This is a genomic window from Jatrophihabitans sp. (assembly GCF_036388195.1).
In the GTDB taxonomy this organism is placed as follows: domain Bacteria; phylum Actinomycetota; class Actinomycetes; order Mycobacteriales; family Jatrophihabitantaceae; genus Jatrophihabitans_A.
This window is the reverse complement of sequence record NZ_DASVSG010000096.1, coordinates 1-4,733: the sequence shown is the minus strand read 5'-3', so window position 1 is coordinate 4,733 and position 4,733 is coordinate 1. Positions and strand designations below refer to the sequence as shown.

Sequence of the window (4,733 nt, the reverse complement as noted above, 5' to 3'; positions counted from 1 at the left end):
CCAGCTGCCCGGTTACCTCGCGCCCGGCCCGCTGCGCAACGACGAGCTGGTCCAGGTCGAGGTGTCCGGCGACGGCCGGGTGACCCGGGTCAGGGACGAGCAACGGATCCAGATCACCGGGACCGGCGACTACTTCGTGCGCGAAGCCGGACCGGCGAGGGCTGCGGTCGCCCTGGGCGGCGACGTCCCGGTACTCAGCTTCGGCGACGTCCTCTGGCAGGGTTTCTCCCCCGGCAGCCGGCAGCTCGCGGCCCGGATGGAGCTGGACCCCGAGCTTGAGGCCAGCCACCTGCCGCTGGCGGTGAGCCTGAGCTTCGCCGCCGGCGAGCGCCGAAGCACGGTGGGCCCGGACGGGCAGCTGCGCGAGCCCGGCGTGCTGACGCTCACCCTGGACAACCTCAGCCGCCAGCAGGTCAGCCTGCCGACCGGAGCAGACGCCGCTGCACGCCAGCTGGCTCCGGCGTTGGACCGGCTGCTGGCCGAGGCCCGGGGCGCCGGCGCCGGCAGGCTGCCGACCACCCGCACCGGCATCCCGCCCGAGCTGCAGGTCACCGCGCGCGGCACCCGTCAGTCGGTGCAGCTGATGCCGCTGCGGCTTCGCGGGACGCTCCGGGTGACCGCCACCGGCGCTGCCGGGCCGGTGGACGCGGTCCGGATCGACACGTTGCTGCAGGCCAGCGCGCGGTTCTCCCTGACGGTGCGCCGGCCCGGCAAGGCAGCCCTTGAGCTGACCGCGACGCCGGCGCTGGACCCGCGCAGCCTGCTCCCGCCCCGCGGGTTGGCATCGTGGTCGGCGTGGGCCGCCTCCGGCCCACCGGCTGCCGAACGGCGTGCGGCGCTGGACGCCCTGGTGCAGGCCGCGGCGACGGGCTCGCGGGCGTCGGCCTACAGCCCCTACCTCGGGTCGCAGCTGGAGCCCCAGGGCCGCACCGTGTTCCGCTACGCGCTGGCCACCACTCGTCCGGTGGCCGCCGGGCCCGCTCGGCTGACCCCCCGGCCGGTGCCGATCGGGCTGGCCATCCTGGGCGCGCTGACGTTGCTGGGCTCCGGCGCGGTGCTGTGGCGCAGGTCCTGAGCGATTGGCAGCCCCTGCTCAGGCCGGCCCGAACAGGGCCGCGCGCACCGTCGGATCCGCCCGCACCGCGGCGGCCTCGCCGGTGGCCAGCACCCGCCCGGCGTCCAGGACGGTGATCCGGTCGGCCACCGCCGCGACCAGCCGCAGGTCGTGCTCGACGATCAGGACGGCGGCGCCGCCGTCGGCCAGTTCCCGCAGCAGCCGTTGCAGCACGCCGCGCTCGGCAGCGCTCATCCCGGCGGCCGGCTCGTCGAACAGCAGCACCGGCGCTCCGGTGGCCACCGCCCGGGCCACCTGCAGCAGCTGCCGCTCACCGGTGGTCAGCCGCGCCGGGTCGAGGTCGGCCAGGTGGCCCAGGCCGAGCGCGGTCAGGGCGCCGGCGGCGGTGGCTCGAAGCTGCGCCGTCTGCAGCCGCGAGCGCGGGGTCGCCAGCAGCTGACGCAGCACTGCCTGCGGCCAGGCGGCGCCGCCGCGAGCTGCCAGGGCGACCTGCTGCACCGGACTGAGCTCCGCGAGCACGATCGGTCGCTGGGACGTGCGCACCACCCCCGCTCGCACCCGTTCCGGCGCGGAGCGGGCGCGCAGCGGCACGCCGTCGAGCCGGACCGTCCCGGCGCCGAGGTCACCGGCCAGCACCTCGAGCAGGGTGGACTTTCCGCTGCCGTTCGGGCCGACCAGGGCGTGCACCTGCCCGCCGTGCACGGTGAGGCTGACATCGTCCAGGGCGGCAACCCCGGGGTAGGACACGCTCGCGTGGGCCAGGTCCAGGCGTACCCCCGTCTTGACCGGCCGGCTGGGCTGCTCCGTCGGAGGCGGCCATGGCCGGGCCGGCGGACCTGCGACGGAGCGCCCGCCCAGCGCCGCGATCACCGCGAGCAGCAACAGCGCGGTCAGCACCGCCCGCCACGGCGCACCGGCCAGCTCCGCCGGCCAGGGCAGGGCGAGCGGCCCGCCGGGCAGCACCGAGAGCAGCCCGACACCCAGCACCGGGCCCCACCACAGCGCCGCGCCGCCCAGCGCCCCGCCCAACCGCGTCCGACCCAGCCGCGTCCTGCCCAACCGCGTCCGACCCAGCAGCGCCCCGCCCAGCAACACCGCCATCAACAACTCCAGGGACAGCAGCGGGCTGACGTCCACGGGCGAGATCACCCCGAGCAGCACGGTGGATCCGGCGCCGGCGACCCCGCCGAGAGCGGCCGTGGCGGTGAGCACCGCGCGGCGCCGGGCCGCGACCGGAATGCCCAGCGACCTGGCCAGCTCCGGCGATTCCCGCAGGGCGGCCAGGTCCAGGCCGGCCGGACCGCGGCTGAGCCGGTACAGGGCGGCCAGCACCAGCAGGCAGGTTCCGGCAGCCAGGCCCAGGTTGATCCGGTCGGTGAGCGTCAGCCGGATGCCCAGGGTGCGCGAGAGGAGTTCGGCCGGCGCCGGGCGGGTGAGTCCCTCGGCGCCGCCGAAGACATCGGGAAAGGCGATCAGCGCCCGCTGGACCAGCCAGGCCAGCGTCCAGGTCGCCAGCGCGAAGTAGCCGGCGGCCAGGCGAGCCGTCCCCAGCGCGGTGAGACAGCCGCCCGCGGCGGCCAGCAACACCGCCAGCCCGGCCGCGATGCCCAGCGGCAGCCCGGCGCCGCCGGGGCCGAGCAGCGCCACCCCGTAGCCGCCGACCGCCAGGAACGCGCTCTGCCCGAGCATCGGCGCACCGGCGTAGCGCACCGACAGGGCCAGGCCGAGCGCCGCGACCAGCAGCCACAGCGACTGGGCCAGCCCGACGGCGCTCACCTGACGGCTGTCGAGGGCGCTCGGGCGGCCGAGGACGTTCGAGCCAGCGACAGCGCGCGGGCCGGTGGCCGTACCGCCAGGACCGCCACCAGCAGCACCAGCGGCGCCAGGTCGTAGAAGCCCGAGCCGAAGGCGTAGCCGGCCAGCGCCTGGACGGTCCCGACCGCCAGGCCACCGGCCAGCGCGCCACGCAACGAGCCGACTCCCCCGAGCACCGCGGCAGCGGCGGCGTGCAATCCCAGGACGGCCCCGTCCTCGACCGCCAGCGCGCGGCCCGGCGCCGTCAGCACGCCGGCCAGCCCGGCCAGCAGGCCGGCCACCAGGAAGGCCCCGAACACCACCCGGCGGGCAGACACGCCGCACAGCGCGGCGCCGACCGGGTCGTCGGCCACCGCCCGCAGCGACAGGCCGAACCGGGACCGGGCCAGCGCCGCGTCGACCAGCAGGCCCACGGCCAGCCCGAGCGCCAGGACGCAGACGGCGCGCACCGCAACCGTGCTGCCGCCGGGCAGCCGCAGCAACCCCCCGGGTGTCAGCGCGTCGATGCGCAACGGGTCCGGCAACGCATAGGCCTGCTGGGGAAGGAAGATCCCGAGCGCTGCGCGCAGCAGCAGCCCGGCGGCCAGGCCCCCGGCGATCCACCCGAGCGCGCTGGGCCGGCGTCCGCCGTCCAGGTTCGCCAGCACCACCGCGGCGGCGACCAGGCCGGAGAGCAGCACCCCGGCGGCCACGCTCAACAGCACCAGCGCTATCGCGGGCCAGAGGCCCAGCCGGGCGGCGGTGGGGGTGCGTCCGACGGTGGTGAGCACGGCGAGGAAGACGGCGCCGACCGCGATGTCGCCGTGGGCGAACGGCAGGATCCGGGCGGCGCCGGCGACCAGGGAGAACCCGAGCGCCACCAGCCCCAGGACGGCGCCCTGCGCGAGTCCGGCCAGCACCACCTGCAGCAGGACGCCGGAGACCATGGCGCCAAGCTACAGGCGTGAACCGAGCCACAAATAGTTCACAAATCCCACGCAGCGGTGCGCTCGCTAGTGCAGGAGCTTCCCAGGATGTCATGGCCCACCTGTAGAGATCCGGGAGCGGCTGCACGCCGCTGGGCCTGCCCGTCCGGTGATCTTTCCAACGCCGCCAAGGTCTGGCTGGTGACCGGTTACGACGATGTCCGCCAGTTGTTGACCGACCCGCAGGTCGAACCAGCAGCACAGCCAATCCGACACTCTCCACCACCTACATTTATGGTGTATTAACCCCGTACTCGACACACTGCTCTTCGACACACCGGCGGGACGGGCCGGCCGACGGGGAGACTTCGATGTGGGAGACGCTGGTGCGGCCCGCGCCGGAGCAGGCCGCATCATTCCGGGCCAGCGGCCAGTGGCGCAGCGAGACGGTCCTGCATGACCTGCAGCGCGCGGCTCAGGCCAACCCGGACAAGCCGGCTATCGTCAGCTACGCCGCCGGCCGCCCGGCCCGCACCGTCAGTTACCGGGAATACCTGCTGCTGGTGGACAGGTTCGCCGCGGCGCTGCTCGAACTCGGCGTGCAGCGCCGGGACGTGGTGGCCGTCCACCTGCCGAACTGGTGGATGCTCGGCCCGCTGTACCTGGCCTGTGCCCGTGTCGGGGCGGTCCCGGCACCCGTGATGCCCACCCTCGGCCCCCGCGAACTGGCCCACGTCCTGACCAGCAGCGGCGCGAAGGTGTGCCTCATTCCCGACAGCTACCAGGGCATGGACTACCTGTTCTGTCCTGACAGGTTGGTGACACGGCTGGCTGGTGTCGCGCCGCCGAGGGCGGTGTGGCCGCGGTGGTGATTGTAGGTGTGTAGCCAGGTCGAGAAGGCGGCGATGCGTTCTGCTTCGCTGCGGTAGGGGCGGGAG

3 protein-coding genes and 2 pseudogenes are annotated in these 4,733 nt (G+C 75.2%); 2 read left to right on the top strand and 3 right to left on the bottom strand.

The window, feature by feature from the left end; all coding sequences use genetic code 11:
* Positions 1-1,075 (top strand): hypothetical protein (locus VF612_RS10125; protein ID WP_408659727.1); only part of this gene is annotated, 1,075 nt, incomplete at its 5' end.
* Between the two features lie 18 nt (positions 1,076-1,093).
* On the opposite strand, the gene VF612_RS10120 is transcribed toward VF612_RS10125, so the two are convergent.
* Both VF612_RS10120 and VF612_RS10115 read right to left on the bottom strand, forming a co-directional pair.
* Positions 1,094-2,851, bottom strand: a complete 1,758-nt coding sequence (locus tag VF612_RS10120) for an ATP-binding cassette domain-containing protein (RefSeq protein WP_408659726.1) — start codon at positions 2,849-2,851, stop codon at positions 1,094-1,096.
* Positions 2,848-3,816 carry an ABC transporter permease subunit gene (locus VF612_RS10115; protein ID WP_408659725.1) on the bottom strand — a complete coding sequence of 323 codons (969 nt, stop codon included), beginning with the start codon at positions 3,814-3,816 and terminating at the stop codon, positions 2,848-2,850. Before VF612_RS10115 ends, VF612_RS10120 begins: the two co-directional genes overlap by 4 nt.
* Before the next feature lie 350 nt (positions 3,817-4,166).
* Here VF612_RS10115 and VF612_RS10110 point away from each other — a divergent pair.
* Positions 4,167-4,559 (top strand): annotated as a pseudogene (locus VF612_RS10110) (AMP-binding protein); the annotation flags it as partial.
* A gap of 29 nt (positions 4,560-4,588) precedes the next feature.
* Here VF612_RS10110 and VF612_RS10105 read toward each other — a convergent pair.
* Positions 4,589-4,733: pseudogene (locus tag VF612_RS10105) on the bottom strand (IS481 family transposase); the annotation flags it as partial.

Coding starts and splice junctions, on each gene's coding strand:
- VF612_RS10115 (WP_408659725.1), bottom strand. CDS start 3,816: ATGGTCTCCGGCGTCCTGCTGCAGGTGGTGCTGGCCGGACTCGCGCAG.